18 protein-coding genes are annotated in these 16,389 nt (G+C 71.3%); 10 read left to right on the top strand and 8 right to left on the bottom strand.

Annotation, left to right across the window (positions count from 1 at the left end; translation table 11 throughout):
* Positions 1-53 precede the first annotated feature (53 nt).
* The 7 genes from SM116_RS06335 to SM116_RS06305 are packed head-to-tail and all read left to right on the top strand — an operon-like array spanning position 54 to position 6,449.
* The gene (locus SM116_RS06335) at positions 54-1,565 is read left to right on the top strand and encodes an ABC transporter substrate-binding protein (protein WP_320943611.1); all 1,512 of its coding nucleotides are present in this window, start codon (positions 54-56) and stop codon (positions 1,563-1,565) included.
* A complete protein-coding gene (locus SM116_RS06330; protein ID WP_320943610.1) occupies positions 1,562-2,509 on the top strand; it encodes an ABC transporter permease in 948 nt (315 codons plus the stop codon). Before SM116_RS06335 ends, SM116_RS06330 begins: the two co-directional genes overlap by 4 nt.
* On the top strand, positions 2,509-3,390 hold the full coding sequence (locus SM116_RS06325) for an ABC transporter permease (protein ID WP_320943609.1): 882 nt from the start codon (positions 2,509-2,511) through the stop codon (positions 3,388-3,390). Before SM116_RS06330 ends, SM116_RS06325 begins: the two co-directional genes overlap by 1 nt.
* Positions 3,387-4,202 (top strand): ABC transporter ATP-binding protein, encoded by an 816-nt coding sequence (locus tag SM116_RS06320; protein WP_320943608.1) that lies wholly within the window; start codon positions 3,387-3,389, stop codon positions 4,200-4,202. The genes SM116_RS06325 and SM116_RS06320 overlap by 4 nt, the downstream gene beginning before the upstream one ends.
* Before the next feature lie 56 nt (positions 4,203-4,258).
* Entirely contained in the window at positions 4,259-5,002 is a 744-nt protein-coding gene (locus tag SM116_RS06315) for an ABC transporter ATP-binding protein (protein ID WP_320944111.1), read from the top strand.
* Between the two features lie 45 nt (positions 5,003-5,047).
* Positions 5,048-6,127 (top strand): M4 family metallopeptidase, encoded by a 1,080-nt coding sequence (locus SM116_RS06310; protein WP_320943607.1) that lies wholly within the window; start codon positions 5,048-5,050, stop codon positions 6,125-6,127.
* A complete protein-coding gene (locus SM116_RS06305; RefSeq protein ID WP_320943606.1) occupies positions 6,102-6,449 on the top strand; it encodes a protealysin inhibitor emfourin in 348 nt (115 codons plus the stop codon). Before SM116_RS06310 ends, SM116_RS06305 begins: the two co-directional genes overlap by 26 nt.
* Positions 6,450-6,479: 30 nt before the next feature.
* Here the strand turns inward: SM116_RS06305 and SM116_RS06300 are convergent, their stop codons facing one another.
* The 6 genes from SM116_RS06300 to SM116_RS06275 form a co-directional block, all read right to left on the bottom strand.
* Entirely contained in the window at positions 6,480-7,871 is a 1,392-nt protein-coding gene (locus SM116_RS06300) for an FAD-binding oxidoreductase (RefSeq protein ID WP_320943605.1), read from the bottom strand.
* 171 nt (positions 7,872-8,042) lie between these two features.
* Entirely contained in the window at positions 8,043-8,654 is a 612-nt protein-coding gene (locus SM116_RS06295; RefSeq protein ID WP_320943604.1) for a GNAT family N-acetyltransferase, read from the bottom strand.
* Positions 8,655-8,678: 24 nt separating this feature from the next.
* Positions 8,679-9,380: a uracil-DNA glycosylase gene (locus SM116_RS06290; RefSeq protein WP_320943603.1), complete on the bottom strand. Its 702-nt coding sequence runs from the start codon at positions 9,378-9,380 to the stop codon at positions 8,679-8,681.
* Between the two features lie 18 nt (positions 9,381-9,398).
* Positions 9,399-9,554 (bottom strand): hypothetical protein, encoded by a 156-nt coding sequence (locus tag SM116_RS06285; protein WP_320943602.1) that lies wholly within the window; start codon positions 9,552-9,554, stop codon positions 9,399-9,401.
* Positions 9,551-10,273: a type 1 glutamine amidotransferase family protein gene (locus SM116_RS06280; protein ID WP_320943601.1), complete on the bottom strand. Its 723-nt coding sequence runs from the start codon at positions 10,271-10,273 to the stop codon at positions 9,551-9,553. Before SM116_RS06280 ends, SM116_RS06285 begins: the two co-directional genes overlap by 4 nt.
* Before the next feature lie 3 nt (positions 10,274-10,276).
* Positions 10,277-11,065, bottom strand: a complete 789-nt coding sequence (locus SM116_RS06275) for an SDR family oxidoreductase (protein WP_320943600.1) — start codon at positions 11,063-11,065, stop codon at positions 10,277-10,279.
* Between the two features lie 80 nt (positions 11,066-11,145).
* Here SM116_RS06275 and SM116_RS06270 point away from each other — a divergent pair, with 80 nt between their 5' ends.
* Positions 11,146-12,507 (top strand): bifunctional o-acetylhomoserine/o-acetylserine sulfhydrylase, encoded by a 1,362-nt coding sequence (locus SM116_RS06270; protein WP_320944110.1) that lies wholly within the window; start codon positions 11,146-11,148, stop codon positions 12,505-12,507.
* Between the two features lie 280 nt (positions 12,508-12,787).
* Here the strand turns inward: SM116_RS06270 and SM116_RS06265 are convergent, their stop codons facing one another.
* Complete coding sequence (locus SM116_RS06265; RefSeq protein ID WP_320943599.1) at positions 12,788-13,300, bottom strand: hypothetical protein; 513 nt, start codon at positions 13,298-13,300, stop codon at positions 12,788-12,790.
* A gap of 91 nt (positions 13,301-13,391) precedes the next feature.
* Complete coding sequence (locus SM116_RS06260) at positions 13,392-14,321, bottom strand: hypothetical protein (RefSeq protein WP_320943598.1); 930 nt, start codon at positions 14,319-14,321, stop codon at positions 13,392-13,394.
* Between the two features lie 232 nt (positions 14,322-14,553).
* Between SM116_RS06260 and SM116_RS06255 the strand changes: the two genes are divergently transcribed.
* Together SM116_RS06255 and metX are read left to right on the top strand one after the other, a co-directional pair.
* Entirely contained in the window at positions 14,554-15,126 is a 573-nt protein-coding gene (locus SM116_RS06255) for a dihydrofolate reductase family protein (RefSeq protein WP_320943597.1), read from the top strand.
* Between the two features lie 51 nt (positions 15,127-15,177).
* Positions 15,178-16,389 carry a homoserine O-acetyltransferase MetX gene (gene metX / locus SM116_RS06250; protein WP_320943596.1) on the top strand — a complete coding sequence of 404 codons (1,212 nt, stop codon included), beginning with the start codon at positions 15,178-15,180 and terminating at the stop codon, positions 16,387-16,389.

Raw genomic sequence — 16,389 nt, 5'->3', positions numbered from 1 at the left:
GCACCATCGCCGCACAGCAACGCGCGGCCCTGAAGCATGCGAAAGGACCCCGAATGCCCCGCCGCGCCCCCGTTCTGGCCGCCGCCGCCCTGCTCGCGGCCGCTGCGCTCGCGCTGACCGGTTGCACCGGCGGCGCGTCCGCGCCGAGCACGTCGTCCGCCGCGGCCGACCCGAATGCGACGGTGAACGTGCGTCTCGTGCTCGAGCCGGGCAACCTCGACATCCGGCAGACGGCGGGAGCCGCGCTCGACCAGATCCTCATCGACAACGTGTACCAGGGGCTCGTGTCCCGCACGCCGGAGCAGAAGATCGTCCCCGCGCTGGCCAGCGACTGGAGCGTCTCGACCGACGGCCTGACATACACGTTCACGCTGCGACAGGGGGTCACGTTCGACGACGGGCAGCAGCTGACGCCCGAGGACGTCGTGTGGTCGCTGCAGACCCGCAAGGACACCGCCGCCTGGAGCGACTCCGCACGCCTGGCGAACGTCTCGAGCATCGCCGCCGAAGGGCAGAAGATCACGCTGACGCTCTCCCAGCCGGACTCGAGCCTGCTGTGGAACCTGACCGGCCGCGCCGGGATCATCCTGAAGAAGGACGACACCGTCGACTACAAGACGAAGGCCAACGGCACAGGTCCGTTCATCCTGACGTCCTGGAAGCAGGGCGACAGCATCACGTTCCAGCGCAATGACAGCTACTGGGGCACGAAGGCGAAGGCCAAGGAGATCGTCTGGGACTACATCCCCGACAACCAGGCCGCGCTCAACGGCGCCCTCGCCGGCGAGCTCGACGTCGTCACGGGGTTCGATGCGACCCTCAAGCAGCAGATCGAGGCGAACGGCGACTTCTCCCTCAAGCTCGGCAGCGCGACCGACAAGTTCGTGCTGGCGATGAACCAGAAGAGCGGCCCGCTGGCCGACAAGCGGGTGCGACAGGCGATCCGCCAGGCGATCGACCACGACGCGATCGTGAAGGCGGTCGGATCCGGCGTTCCGCTGTACGGTCCGATCCCGAAGACCGACCCCGGCTACGAGGACCTGTCCAAGGTCGCGCCGTACAACCCGGAGGCGGCCAAGAAGCTCCTCACCGACGCCGGCGAGAAGGACCTCACGCTCACTCTGACGATGCCGTCGTTCTACGGCACCACGATCCCGCAGCTGCTCGTGTCCGACCTGAACAAGGTGGGCGTGACCCTCAAGGTGAACTCGGTCGACTTCTCCACCTGGCTGCAGGACGTCTACACGAACAAGGACTACCAGCTGAGCCTCGTCGACCACGCCGAGGCCCGCGACTTCGAGAACTGGGCCGACCCGACCTACTACTTCACCTACGACAACGCGAAGGTGCAGGACCTCTTCAAAAAGTCGCTGGCCGCGACCAGCGACGCTCAGGCATCCGACCTGCTCACGCAGGCGGCCCGCATCGTGTCCGAGGACATGGCGGCCGACTGGCTCTACAACTGGAACTCCGTCGTCGCGGTCGGCACGGACGTGTCCGGGATGCCGACCGACAACGTCAACGCCCGCATCGACGCCGCAGAGCTCGCCAAGAGCAAGGGGTGATCCGTTACGCGCTGACCCGCCTGGCCCTGCTCGTCGTGGGGCTCGTGGTGGCCAGCGTGCTCATCTTCCTCGCGCTGCGGGTGCTGCCCGGCGACATCGCCACCCTCATCGCGGGGACCAACAGCACCCATGCCCAGATCGCCGCGATCCGCGCCCAGCTGGGGCTCGACGAGCCGCTGTTCGGCCAGTTCGCCGACTGGATCGGCGGCGTGGCGCGCGGCGACCTCGGCACGTCGCTGCGCACGGGGTCGACCGTCGCGAGCGAGATCGCGGACAAGGCGCAGGTGACGGTCCCCCTCGGCATCCTGGCGCTCACGGTCGCGATCGTCTTCAGCGTCCCGCTCGGCGTGCTCTCGGCGATGCGGCGAAGCCGCCCGGACGGCACCGCGCTGAGTGTCGGAGCGCAGGCACTCGCGGCGGTGCCCGTCGTGTGGGCCGGCATGATGCTCGTGGTCGTCTTCGCGGTGTGGCTCGGCTGGCTGCCCGCGCAGGGCTTCCCCCGCACCGGGTGGCAGACACCCTGGCTCGCGTTGCGCGCCCTGATCCTGCCCGCTATCACGATCGGGATCGTCGAGGGTGCGATGCTGATGCGCTTCGTCCGCAGCGCCACTCTGCAGGCCGTCGGGCAGGACTACGTGCGCACGGCGGCGGCGAAGGGCCTGACGCGCAACCAGGCCCTGGTGCGCCACGGACTCCCGAGCGTCGGCCTGTCGATCATCACGGTGCTCGGCCTGCAGATCGCCGGCATCATCGTCGGCGCCGTCATCATCGAGCAGCTGTTCTCCTTGCCCGGGATCGGACGGATGCTGGTCTCCGACGTCGCGGCCCGCGACCTGCCGAAGGTGCAGGGCGAGCTGCTGGTGCTCACGAGCTTCGTGCTCGTCGTCGGATTCGTCGTCGATCTCGTCCACCGGCTGATCGACCCGCGTCAGCGGGAGGCCTGATGGCCTGGATCCGCCGTCTGTGGAGTGTGTCGACGGCCCGGTTCGGGCTGATCGTCGTCATGGTCGTCATCGCCGGCGCGATCGTGTCGCTGATCTGGACGCCCTACGACCCGAGGACCACCGACGTCGCGAACCGCTGGGCGCTGCCCGGCTGGACGCACCTGCTCGGTACGGATGCGACGGGGCGCGACATCCTGAGTCTCATCATGGCGGGCGCCCGGACGACGGTGATCGTCGCGGTGAGCGCCGGCATCATCGCGACCGTCATCGGGGTGGCGCTCGCCGCGCTCGGCGCTCTGACCGCCCGATGGCTGCGTGAGTCGGTCGCGGTGTTCGTCGACATCCTCGTGGCGTTCCCGGTGCTCATCATCGCGATGATGATCGCCGCCGTGTTCGGGGGGTCGCTGTGGGTCGTCATCTGGGCGGTCGGGATCGGGTTCGGCGTGAACATCGCCCGCGTGACACGGCCCGAGCTGCGCCGTGTGCTGCACAGCGACTTCGTGCTCGCGGGGCGCGCGGCGGGGCTGACCCCGGCGCAGAACCTGTGGCGCCACCTGCTGCCGAACGTCGCGCCGGTGTTCATCGTGCAGCTGTCGTGGGGCATGGCGGTCGCCGTCCTCGCCGAGGCGGGCCTGTCATACCTCGGGTTCGGCGCGCCGGTGACGACGCCCTCGTGGGGCGTGCTGCTCGCAGAGCTCCAGCAGTATCTGACCGTGCACCCGCTGTCCGTGCTGTGGCCGGGCCTGGCGATCGCGTTCACGGTGCTCGGTCTGAACCTCCTCGGCGACGGCGTGCGCGAGGCGACCGATCCGACGCTCTCGCGTCGGCGTTCCCCCTCGGCGGGACGAGCACGGCAGCACCAGCCGGAGGTCGTCTCGTGAGCCTCGACGTGCGCGACCTCACGGTCGAGATCGACGGCCGCCGGGTCGTCGACCGCGTCTCGTTCGACGTGCCGAGCGGCGCCCGCATGGGACTCATCGGCGAATCCGGGTCGGGCAAGTCCCTGACGGCGCTCGCCATCCTGGGGCTGCTCCCCGACGGCGTGCGTGCGACCGGCAGCGTCCGCTGGGACGGCCGCGAGATCCTGGGCCTTCCGGACAGGGAGCTCGCTGAGCTGCGCGGCGATGACATCGGCATCGTCTTCCAGGAACCGCAGACGGCCCTGAACCCGATCCGGACCGTGGGCCGCCAGATCGCCGAGTCCGTGCGCATCCACGAGCGCGTCTCCCGCGCTCAGGCGCGGGCGCGGGCCATCACCGAGGCGGGGCGCGTCTCACTTCCCGACCCCGTGCGCACCGTCGACCGCTACCCGCATCAGCTCTCGGGCGGACAGCGCCAGCGCGTGGCCATCGCGATGGCCCTCGCCTGCCGGCCGCGCCTGCTCATCGCGGACGAGCCGACGACGGCGCTCGACGTCACCATCCAGGCCGAGATCCTCGACCTCCTCGGCACGCTCGTCGCCGATGACGGCATGTCGCTCGTCTTCATCACCCACGACCTCGCGGTGCTCGCCCGCATCGCGACGGATGCCGTCGTCCTCGCCCACGGCCGGGTCGTGGAGCGGGGGTCGGTGGCCGAGCTGCTCACCGCGCCGGCCTCGCCGGTGACCCAGGCGCTCGTACGCGATGCGACCGCGACGCTGTGGCGCCCCGCATCCACTGATCCGGACGTGGAGCGAGGCGAGCAGTCGTGACCGATCCCCTCGTGCGCGTTCGCGGGCTCACCCGCAGGCACCGCGTCCCGAAGTCGATGCTCTTCGAACGCACGGCCTACAGCACCGCTCTGGACGACGTCGACGTCGACGTGCGCGCGGGCAGCGCCGTCGGCGTCATCGGCGAGTCCGGATCGGGCAAGTCGACTCTCGTGCGCCTGATGCTCGGCCTCGACTCCCCGACCGAGGGGACGGTCCAGTTCGACGGACGCCTCGTGGATGCGGGCGCCTCCGCCCGCCGCCTGCACTGGCTGCGGCGCCAGACCGGCATCGTGTTCCAGGACCCGTATGCGTCGCTGGACCCCCGTATGAGCATCGGTCGCGCCGTCGGCGAGCCGCTGCGGGCGCTCGATCTGCTGGAGAGCTCCGCAGCCCGCCGCGCTCGGGTCGCGCAGACGCTCGCCGACGTGGGCCTCGAGCCGGACGCGGCAGGACGCTACCCGCACGAGTTCTCCGGCGGTCAGCGTCAGCGCATCGCGCTCGCGCGCGCCGTCGTGCACCGGCCGCGCCTCCTCATCGGCGATGAGCCCATGTCGGCGCTCGACGTCACGGTGCGCGCGCAGATCCTCGAGCTGCTGGCGACGCTGCGCGAGCGCGACGGCCTCACCCTCGTGATCGTGTCGCACGACATCGGCGTGGTCCAGAACCTCTGCGACGACGTCGTCGTCATGAAGGACGGGCGTGTCGTCGAACAGGGCCCGACGGCGACGGTCCTGCTGCGGCCGCAGGCGGACTACACGCGGCACCTGCTCGCATCCATCCCGTCCCTTCCGGCGCGCTGACCCCGACTCCCCGAGCCTGTCGGGGTCCGCCGATAGCCTCGGGATATGCACGCCATCGTCCCCCCGTATCTGCTCGACCGCATCGCCGCGAGCGACGAGCCGCACCTGGCGCGCGCCGCCGGTGCCGCGAAGGCGACACTGGCGACGCCGCGGCCGACGGTGGCCCGCGCCGCCCGGCTGCAGCGCGTGACCCTCGACCTCTCCGTCGACGGCGGGGCGCTCGTCGCGCAGGCGAATCCGGCGCCCGATCGCACGGTCTACGACGCGACGCACACGCAGAACCTTCCCGGCACGAAGGTGCGCGGCGAGGACGACCCCGCCGTCGGGGATGCGACCGTGAACGAGGCCTTCGACGGCCTCGGCGACACGCACCGGTTCTACTGGGGCGCCTACCGGCGCGACTCGATCGACGGCACCGGGGAGGCGCTGCTCGCCACGGTGCACTACGGCGAGGACTACGACAACGCCTTCTGGAACGGCGAGCAGATGGTGTTCGGGGATGGCGACGGCCAGGTGTTCGCGGGCTTCACGGGGTCGCTGTCGGTCATCGCCCACGAGCTCACCCACGGCATCACGCAAGCCTCCGGCGGTCTGGACTACCGCGACCAGCCCGGTGCGCTCAACGAGTCGATCTCGGACGTGTTCGGCGTGCTCGCAGAGCAGTACGCGCAGGGGCAGACCGCCGAGCGGGCCTCGTGGCTCGTGGGGGCGGGCATCTTCACGGCGCGCGTCAAGGGCCGAGCCCTCCGCTCCCTGAAGGCGCCCGGCACCGCCTATGACGACCCGGTGCTCGGCAAGGATCCCCAGCCGGCAACCATGGGCGGCTACGTCGATACCGCCGACGACAACGGGGGCGTGCACATCAACTCGGGCATCCCCAATCACGCGTTCTACCTCGCGGCGACGGCGATCGGCGGCAACGCGTGGGAGCGCGCCGGGCTCGTCTGGTACAAGACGCTCACCGCGGGCTCCCTCGCGCCGTCGACGACGTTCGCGGAGTTCGCGGCAGCCACCACCGCGACCGCGGTCGCGGAGTACGGTGAGGACTCGAAGGAGGCCGACGCGATCCGCAGCGCGTGGACGACGGTCGGTGTGATCAGTGCCAACGTCCCGGCTTACGGATGACGCGAGCGTCACGATCGCGGTGATCCGCAGCGGCGGCATCGCGGGGATGCGGCGTGCCTGGCGCGCCGATGCGGCGCCGGCCGACGCGCCTCGCTGGGTCGCGCTCATCGATGAGTGCCCGTGGGACGAGCCGGCCCCCGACCCGATCGGGGCCGATCAGTTCACCTGGCGGATCGTCGCGCACTGCAAGACGCCGCAATCGGCGGTCGCCGACGAGCGCACGACGTCGCTCCCCGACCACGGACTGCAGGGCCCCTGGCGCGCCCTCGTGGATGAGGTGCGTGCCAGGGGCCTCGCGGTGTCGCCCGACGACCTCGGCTGAGCTGCGGAGCGTCCTCGGGCTGAGCCCGGCTCAGTCGACCGGGTGGTTCGAGCGGATGACCCGCAGCGGGTCATACGCGCTCTTGACCGCCCGCAGGCGATCGAGCCCGTCGTCCCACATCTCGTCGGCCGCCCGCGAGCTCTCGACGAAGTTGATGTAGCTCTGCGCCGCACGCCAGGGCGCGAGCGCCGTCATGACGCGGGCGAGCGACGCGTGCACGGCGGCCGCGGCCTGCGGGTGCGGGGCGATGCCCACGGCGAAGGCGGCGAACTCGGCGTCGAAGGCCGCGACCGCACCGCCGTCCGCCGGCGCGCGGTCCGGCGAGAGCGCGCCGCCGAGGTGGCGCAGCTCCATCGAGAGCAGCGCGGTTCCGGAGCCGGCTCCCGTGGCCTCGACCATCGCCGCCAGGGCGTCGGCATCCACCGTCTCCAGCAGCATCCCGTCGCCCATTCCGGGCACCGGTCCCGGAGGGTCCATGTGCAGGAGGTGCAGGTCGGTCATCGGCGTCTCGTGGAACGTGTCGATCTCGGGCGCGAGAGCACGCAGCGGCGCGAGGAGCGCGGCGGTGAGCTCGGCGTCGAGCAGCGAGACGGCCTCGATCGCGACGAGCGAGCGGCCGGCCAGGTGCGGCGGCAGCTCGGGCATCGGCGGCAGGTGCAGGATGCGGCCGACCGACGTGAGCTCGTCGGGGACGGTCCGGGTCCACTGTCGCCACGCGGAGAGCACGGCCTCGGCGCGTTCGGCGGGCCACAGGAGGGCGCCCGCCTGGACGCTCGTGATCGGGAACAGGCGCAGGTGGATCGCCGTGACGACGGCGAAATTGCCGCCTCCGCCGCGCAGCGCCCAGAAGAGCTCGGCGTCGTGCTCCGCGTCGACCGTGCGACGCTCGCCATCGGCGGTCACCACCTCGAAGGCGAGGACGTGGTTGGCGGCGAGGCCCTTCGCGCGGGCGAGCCAGCTGAGGCCGCCGCCGAGCACGTAGCCGGCGACGCCGACGTCGGCCGCGGAGCCGGCGAGCGCGGCGAGTCCGACGCGTGCCGCGGGCTCGACGACCTCGGCCCAGACGGCGCCGGCCTCGACCCGGGCACAGCGGTTCTCGGCGTCGACGGTCACCCCGCGCATCGCCGAGGTGCGCAGCAGGATCGTGTCGTCGAGCGGGGCGTTCGAGAGCGGACCGGCGTTGTGGCCCGTCGTCTGCGCGGCCACGCGCAGACCGAGGTCGGCGGCGGCGCGGACGATGGCCGCGACGTCGTCCGCGGTCTCGGGCAGGGCGACGGCGGCGGGCTGCTGGTCGACGGCGAGGTTCCACGCCCGGCGGGCGTCGTTCCAGTCGTCGTCGCCGGGCACGACGATCGAGCCGGAGAGATCTCCGACCAGCTCTCGCAGAGCCGGGACGGACAGGGTGAGGGTCATGTCGGACATGTCGGTTCCTTGATGCGGGCGCGGGTCGCGCCTCCGGAGCACACGGCGCGGGGTGCGTCGCGGCGGGCGGGCGCAACAGGTGTGCGCTCCAGGCCCGGTGATCAGGAGCGCGTGCCGGGCATCGTGATACCGAATATCGCCAAATGGTTTAAGAAGCGATCCGGAAGAGCCTCAGCGGGCGAAGAGCCGGTTCTTCTTCTCGGGCTTGAGGCTCTTCTGCAGGTAGATCGTGCCCAGCCATCGGCCGAACTTGAAGCCCACCCGGCCCATGCGGCCGACCTCGACGAAGCCGAGCCGCTCGTGCAGGGCGATGGATGACTCGGCCCCCTTGTCGCTGATGACGGCGACGATCTCGCGCAGGCCCTTCTCGCGACACGCCTCGATCAGCGCCTCCAGGAGCGCGCGTCCGAGTCCCTTTCCGGAGGCGGCCTGCCCGAGGTAGATCGAGTCCTCCACCGTGTACCGGTACGCGGTCTTGCCCGCCCACGGCTGCACGAGCGCGTAGCCGAGGAGCTGTCCGCTCGGCGACTCGGCCACGAGGAACGGCAGTCCGAGCTTGTGGAGGTGGGCGAACTTGTCGCGCCACTGCGCGACCGTCCAGCGCTTCTCGTCGAACGTCACCACCGAGTTCGTGACGTAGTAGTTGTAGATCTCGCGGATGTGCGGGATGTCCCGCTCTTCGGCGGGCCGGATGGTGAACGAGAACGCCGGCTCGACGGCGGGCGCAGGCCGCAGGCGGGCGGGCAGACGCCGACGCCCCTTCTCGTATTCCTCCTCGAGCATGGGCGCCAGCCTACGTCAGCGCCGTTACGCCGTGATTTCGGGGAGCCGCCAGTCGACGGGCTCCGCTCCCTGACGCTCGAGCAGCTCGTTGGCGCGCGAGAACGGGCGCGAGCCGAAGAAGCCCCGGCTCGCCGACAGCGGCGAGGGATGCGCCGACTCGATGTACGGCGTCGTCCCGAGCAGCGGCCGGAGGTTCGACGCATCCCGCCCCCACAGAATCGCGACGAGCGGACGGTCGCGCGCCGCGAGCGTGCGGATGGCGTGCTCGGTCACCTTCTCCCAGCCCCAGCCGCGATGGGATGCGGGCGCGCCCGGCGCCACCGTGAGCACGCGGTTCAGCAGCATGACGCCCTGGTCGCTCCACGCCGACAGGTCGCCGTGCGCGGCGCGCGGGATGCCGAGGTCGGATTCGAGCTCGGTGTAGATGTTCGCGAGGCTGCGCGGCAGCGGCCGGACGTGCGCGTCGACGGCGAACGACAGGCCGATCGGGTGCCCGGGCGTCGGGTAGGGGTCCTGCCCCACGATCAGCACCTTGACATCGTCGAGCGGGCGGCCGAAGGCCCGCAGCACGCGATCGCCCGAGGGCAGGTAGTGGCGGCCGGCGGCGACCTCGGCCCGCAGGCGCTCGCCGAGCGCGGCGATGTCCGGACCCACGGGCTCCAGGGCAGCGGCCCAGCCGGCATCCATGAGGCCCGCATCCGCGAGCTCGGGCAGCGACATCGCCATCAGCGGACCCGCCCCCTCTCAGGCCGGGCTCACGGCGCCGGAGTCCTCCTCGACGACCGTGCCCCGCGCCGACCACGGGAAGTCGATCCACTGGTCCGTCGACGCGAAGGAACAGATCGCGCGGGTCGCCGCGCCGAATCCGTCCCAGGTCAGGACTTCCCGCCCCTGCATCATGCCGTGCCGCCCATCGTGCTCACCAGGACGCCCTGCTCGGACGTCGTCACCCGCCAGACGCTCCCCGCGCCGGCCACCCGCAGCGCACCGCTGCCGGCGATCAGCGCGGTGTTCTCGTCGATCCCGACGCCCGCATCCACCAGTCCCGCCTCGACCGCCGCCACCAGCCGCGACAGCGCGCCCCATTGCGCGACATGGACGTCGACCGAGACGTCGATCAGGCCGATGCCGGGAAGGACGGTGACCTCCTCGAGGTCCTCCGCCGTGTCCTCGGGACACACCGGCACGCCGCCGATCAGCCATCCGCCGACGAGCGCGTTGCTCGCGGCGATCGCCGCACCGGCGGAGAAGCCCAGGTAGGGGACGCCGTCGCCGACGAGATCCCGGATCGTGCCGAACTGCGGCGCGAGCGCATCGCGGTACGCGGGAGTCAGGCCGCCGCCGACGATGATCCCGTCCACATCCGCGAACGCGTCGTGCGAGACGCGAGCGCCCTCCGGCACGGCGGTGACCCACGGGTCGATCTCGCCCGCCGGCTCGAGGGCCGCGAGGAGCTTCGCCGCGTGATCCGCGGCGTCCTCGCGGATGGCGACCACGGCGACCCGCGGGGTCTCACGTCCTTCTGTGCGGCCGCGTTCGGTCGCCTCGGCGACGAAGGCCGCATACGCCCGCCCGTCGGGCTCGTCCTGCCAGCCGCCGCCGACGAGGTGGATCCCCACGCGTCAGCCCCTGACCCGCAACGGACCGCGGGCGAGCAGGTGCGCGGCGGACTGCGCCACAGGGCGCATCGTCACGAGATCGAGATTGACGTGCCCCGGCGCGTTGAGCGCGTAGGCGATGACGTCGGCGACATCCTCCGCGCTCAGCGGATCCTCGACGCCGTCGTAGACCTTGGATGCCGCGTGCTCGTCGCCGTGCAGCCGATTGAGCGCGAACTCCTCGGTGCGGACCATGCCCGGCGCGATCTCCACCACGCGGATCGGCTCGCCGTTCAGCTCGAGGCGCAGCGCGTGAGCCAGCATCGCCTCGCCCGCCTTGGCGGCGTTGTAGCCGGAGCCGCCCGGGTAGGCCAGCTGGGCGGCCGTGGAGGTGACGAACAGCACGTCGGCGTGCGGCACGCCTCGCGAGTCCGGATCGGATGCCGCGTCCCGCAGCTGCGGCAGCAGGGCCGCCGTGAGTCGCTGCACCGACAGCACGTTGGCCTCGAACATCCAGCGCCAGTCCTCGGGATCCCCGTCTTCGACGCGCTCCGTGCCGCGGGCGCCGCCGGCGACGTGGACGACGGCGTGGACCGGGCCGGACTGGAGCAGCCAGCCGGCGAGGGCGTCGATGTCGCTCTGCTGCGTGAGATCGGCCGCGAAGGCCGCCACGCCGGTCTCCCCCTCGAGGGCTGCGAGACGGTCGGCCCGCCGCGCGACCGCGACGACGTCCCATCCACTCGCCCGAAGCGCCCGTGCGGTCGCCTCTCCGATCCCCGAGCTGGCTCCCGTGACAACAGCGCGTCTCGTCATGCCCCTACGCTACCGGCCGCGCCGCGGGCGCCGGTTACGCAACATTTCCCTTCCGTTGTCGCCATGGCCAGGCAGTCGTACTGTTCGAGGAGACCCGATCAGACCACAGGAGTTCGAACATGACCGCTACCGAGAACTGGCGCTTCGAGACGAAGCAGATCCACACCGGCGCCCAGCCCGACCCCGTCACGAAGGCCCGTGCGACGCCGATCTACCAGACGACGTCGTACGTGTTCGACAACGCCGACCACGCCGCGAACCTGTTCGCGCTGGCCGAGTTCGGCAACATCTACACGCGCATCCAGAACCCCACGCAGGATGTCGTCGAGCAGCGCGTCGCCGCGCTCGAGGGCGGCACCGGCGCACTGCTGGTCGCGAGCGGCCAGGCGGCCGAGACGTTCGCGATCCTGAACATCGCCGAGGCCGGCGACCACTTCGTCTCGTCGACCTCCATCTACGGCGGCACCTACAACCTCTTCAAGTACACGCTCGGCAAGCTCGGCATCGAGGTCACGTTCGTCGAGAACCAGGACGACCCCGAGGAGTGGCGTCGTGCGGTGCGCCCGAACACGAAGCTCTTCTTCGCGGAGACGATCGGCAACCCGAAGATCAACGTGCTCGACATCCGCGCCGTCGCCGATGTCGCGCACGAGGCCGGTGTGCCGCTCATCGTCGACAACACGATCGCGACGCCGTACCTCATCCGTCCGTTCGAGCACGGCGCCGACATCGTCGTGCACTCGGCGACGAAGTTCCTCGGCGGCCACGGCACGGTCATCGGCGGCGTGATCGTCGACGGCGGAACGTTCGCCTGGTCGAAGAACGTCGAGAAGTTCCCCGGCCTCACCGAGCCCGACCCCTCCTACCACGGCGCGTCGTACACGACCGCGGTCGGCGACGGCCTCGCCTACATCATCAAGGCGCGTGTACAGCTGCTGCGCGACCTCGGTGCGGCCATCTCGCCGAACAGCGCCTGGCTGCTCATCCAGGGCATCGAGACGCTGTCGCTGCGCGTCGAGCGGCACGTGCAGAACGCGCAGGAGATCGCCGAGTGGCTCGAGAACCACGAGGACGTCGCCTCGGTGAACTACTCGGGCCTGCCCACGTCGCCGTGGTACGCGGCTGCCAACACGTACGCCCCGAAGGGCGTCGGCGCGGTGCTGTCGTTCGAGCTCAAGGGCGGTGTCGAGGCGGGCCGCGAGTTCGTCAACTCGCTGACCCTCTTCAGCCACCTGGCCAACATCGGCGACGTGCGCTCGCTCGTCATCCACCCGGCCTCCACGACCCACTCGCAGCTGACCCCGGAGCAGCAGCTCACGACCGGTGTGACGCCGGGCCTCGTGCGCCTCTCCGTCGGCCTCGAGAACGTCGAAGACCTCAAGGCGGACCTCGACCAGGCCCTCGCCGCAGCGCGTCGGCTGTCGGAGGCCGCTCGCGCGTAAACCGTCCGACCCTTGAGCCCGTCGAAGGGCGGTCCCTGAGCCCGTCGAAGGGCGGACCCTGAGCCCGTCGAAGGGCGGTCCCTGAGCCCGTCGAAGGGCGGTCCCTGAGCCCGTCGAAGGGCGGTCCCTGAGCCCGTCGAAGGGCGGTCCCTGAGCCCGTCGAAGGGCGGTCCCTGAGCCCGTCGAAGGGCGGTCCCTGAGCCCGTCGAAGGGCGGTCCCTGAGCCCGTCGAAGGGATGGATGCCGCACACCCTCGGGTGTGCGGCATCCATCGTCTCCTCTAGGTGCCGCGCACGCCGGTCTTCTCGCTGACACGGAAGGCGGTCGCGGCGAGGACGTAGAACGCGATGTCCGCGACGAGCTTGCCTGCGATGAGGCCCCCGGCGACGTGCGGCAGCAGCTGCACGCCGATCATGATCGCGACCGGCCGCACGAGGAAGGTGTCGAGCAGCTCGGCCGACCCGAACTCGAAGAGCAGCAGGCCGAGGACGCGGGTCAGGATGCGGACACGCCCACGCTCGGGAAACGCTCGACGCTGTTCCCTCCAGACCGCGATCCCGGCGACGGCGTAGAAGCCGACGCCCTCCGCCACGGCCGCGGTGACGCCCACGAGCCAGACGGGAGCCCCGAGCGCGGAGACGGCGACACCGGCGAGCACCATCGTGAGCGTGCCGGCGATCTCGGGCGGGGCATAGCGCTTGATCCAGAACCACAGAGCCCGACGCCGCAGGTTCCACAGCGCGGCCACGGGGGCGGCCTGCGTCTGCTCCTCGACGACGGCGGCGGTTTCCATACCGGACGGAGCGGCCGCGCCCTCCGACTGATACCTGGATGCCTGTATCCGCACCCGCGATTCGCAGCCGAGACGCCGCAGCGAGGGTGCGTCAGGCCCCGTCCCACCACCGCAGGACGCGCAGCGCCTTCAGCGTGATCCAGCGGCTCGGCGCGCCCTCGCGCTGGTCGAGGCCGAACCACGTCGGCCCCTCATGGATGTTCTCGAGCCGGAATCGCCCATCGGCATCGGCCTTGCCGCGCAGCAGCTCCATCGCCTCGGCGGCACGCTCGTCGCGCAGGTCCGCACGGCGCAGGTAGTCGAGCCCGCGGAGCATGTCGTAGAACCAGCGCGTCGGGTACGACAGCATGGTGAACCGGGGATCCGCGACCTCCCCGGTCGACTTGCGGCGGAACAGCCCGCGCTCGAGGAGGTACTCCTCACCGGCGTGACGCGCGGCGGTCGCGGGGTCCGACCGTCCGCTGTGCTGCTCCCACGCGAGGAGTCCGTCGAGGGCGCAGATCGTCGAGTGGAAGGACGAGACGCGCGAGCCGTACTCGGCCCAGCAGTTCCAGCCCCCGTCGGCGAGCATCGTCTCGACGAGCGTCTCCGTCACCCGCTCCCCTCCCTCGCCGACGTAGGCGGCGGTCGCGAGCACCGTGCCGTTGATGCACGGCTCGATCTCGCCGTCGAAATACGGCCGTCCCTCCCACGTGGCGTTGTCGCGCACCAGCGTGAGCGCGCGCTGTGCCTGGGCGCTCGCCGGATCCAGCCCGAACTCGCGCAGCTGCTCGAGCGTGAAGTGCGTTGCGGTCCACGCGTCGAAGAAGGGCCGGTCCTCCTGCGCCCACCCCGGCCGGTACACGCCGCCGTCCCAGAGGCCGTCATCGCCCTGCAGCGCGAGCAGCTGAGCACCCCACCCCTCGGTCGCGACCCTCGCACGCTCCGCCGCGACGTCCGCCTCGGGCGCGTCGGTCAGGTCGCGCAGGACCTGCCACCGGATCGCGGGGTCGGAGTCCAGCATCCACTCGATGACGTCCATGCGCGCGACGCTACCGACACCCGCCGACACGCACAGCGTGCCGCTAGCGAGCGTCGCCCGCGTCATCGTGCGAGCTCGCGTACGCGGCCCGCAGCTCATCGCTCGTCCGGGGCGCTCCCGCCGGCAGTGGGATGCCGGGGTGCGCGTGAGGAGCGTGTCCTCCTCACTCTCGCTAGCCTCGGACGAAGCGATTGCAGAATGCAATCGGTCGTCGGCGAAGGAGCGTGGTGTCATGAATGCGGTGCTGGCGGATGTCTCGGTCTCGCTGGACGGATTCGCCGCAGGCCCGAGAGTGAGCGTGCGCGATCCGATGGGCCTCGGCGGGGAGCGCCTGCATCGATGGCTCTCGCCGTCGCCTTCGGATGCGGTGGATGCCGAGGTCGTGCGCAGAATGGCGGACTCCGTCGGTGCCGTGGTCCTGGGCCGGACGACCTACGACGTCGGCAGGGCCCACTGGGACGGCACTCCGTTCCCGGCGCCGACGTTCGTCGTGACCCATCGGACGCAGGACGACATCGCGACCGGCACCGGCGTCTTCCACTTCGCGGGCGGCATCCGCGAGGCCGTCGATCGCGCTCGGGAGGCTGCCGGCGACCGCGATGTCGCCGTGATGGGGGCCGCGGTGACCCAGCAGGTGATCGCCGCGGGCCTCCTGGACGAGTTGCACCTGCACGTCGTCCCGGTGATCCTCGGCGACGGCGTGCGCCTGCTCGAGGGTCTCGGCGACGACCGCATCGAGCTGGAGCCGCTGCAGGTCCTCTCCTCCGACCGGGTCACGCACCTCCGCTACCGCGTGCGCAGCTGACCGACCCGTAACAGACGGGGGCACACCGCACCCATCCGGGAGAATGGACGGATGGACTGGCAGACCTCCGAAGACACGGTGCCCTCGGCACCCGTCACGGAGGCCGACGCCCGGTCGCTCCTCGGCCGTCCTCCGGCGAGCGGGGCGTGGCGCGACGGCGACCCCGTCGGCGATCGACGGTTCGCGACGTTCCGCGACTTCCGCACCGAGGGCGGGCGCGAGCTGCCGGTGTTCCGCATCGCGTACGAGACGTGGGGCGAGCTCAATGACGCCGGCGACAACGCCGTCCTCGTGCTGCACGCGCTCACGGGCGACAGCCACGTACGGGGAGCGGCGGGCCCGGGGCACGCCACCAGCGGCTGGTGGGACGACATCGTCGGCCCGGGCGGTCCCATCGATACGGATCGGTGGTTCGTCGTGGCGCCGAACATGCTGGGTGGATGCCAGGGCTCCACGGGTCCCGCGAGCATCGGTCCGACCGGCACCGAGTGGGGCGCGCGGTTCCCCTACCTCACGACCCGTGATCAGGTGGCGGCGCAGGAGCACCTCGCCGACGCGCTCGGCGTCGGGACGTGGGCCGCGGTCATCGGCGGCTCGATGGGCGGCATGCACGCGCTCGAGTGGGCGGCGACCTTCCCCGATCGCGTCGCTCGCGTCGGCATCCTCGCCGCTCCCCCGGTCAACACGGCCGACCAGATCGCGCTCAACTCCGTGCAGCTGGAGGCGATCCAGATCGATCCGCGCTTCCAGGGCGGCGACTACTACGACGCCGGCGACGGCGACGGACCCCACCGGGGCCTCGCGCTCGCGCGGCGCATGGCCCTCCTGAACTACCGCAGCCCGGCCGAGCTCAACCTGCGCTTCCAGCGGTCATGGCAATCGGGTGTGAGCCCGCTCGGGCACGGCGGTCGCTTCGCGGTCGAGTCGTACCTCGACTTCCACGGCAACAAGTTCACACGACGCTTCGACGCGAACAGCTATATCACGCTCGTCGAGGCGATGAACTCGCACGATGTCGGCCGCGGTCGCGGGGGCGTCGAGGAGGCGCTCGCATCCATCACCGCGACGGCCCTCGTGCTCGGCATCGACAGCGACCGTCTCTTCCCGATCGACGGGCAGCACCGCATCGCCCGCTCCATCCCGAACACGCTCGACGGCGACACGGCCGTCGTCATCTCGAGCGACTTCGGCCACGACGGGTTCCTCATCGAGACCGCCGTCGTCGGCATGCACCTGCGCCGGCTCCTCGACACCCCGGTCTGA

Origin of the sequence: Microbacterium rhizosphaerae, assembly GCF_034120055.1 — a bacterium.
GTDB lineage: Bacteria > Actinomycetota > Actinomycetes > Actinomycetales > Microbacteriaceae > Microbacterium > Microbacterium rhizosphaerae.
Note: the sequence above shows the minus strand (reverse complement) of the source record. Positions and strands in the feature narration are given on the sequence as shown.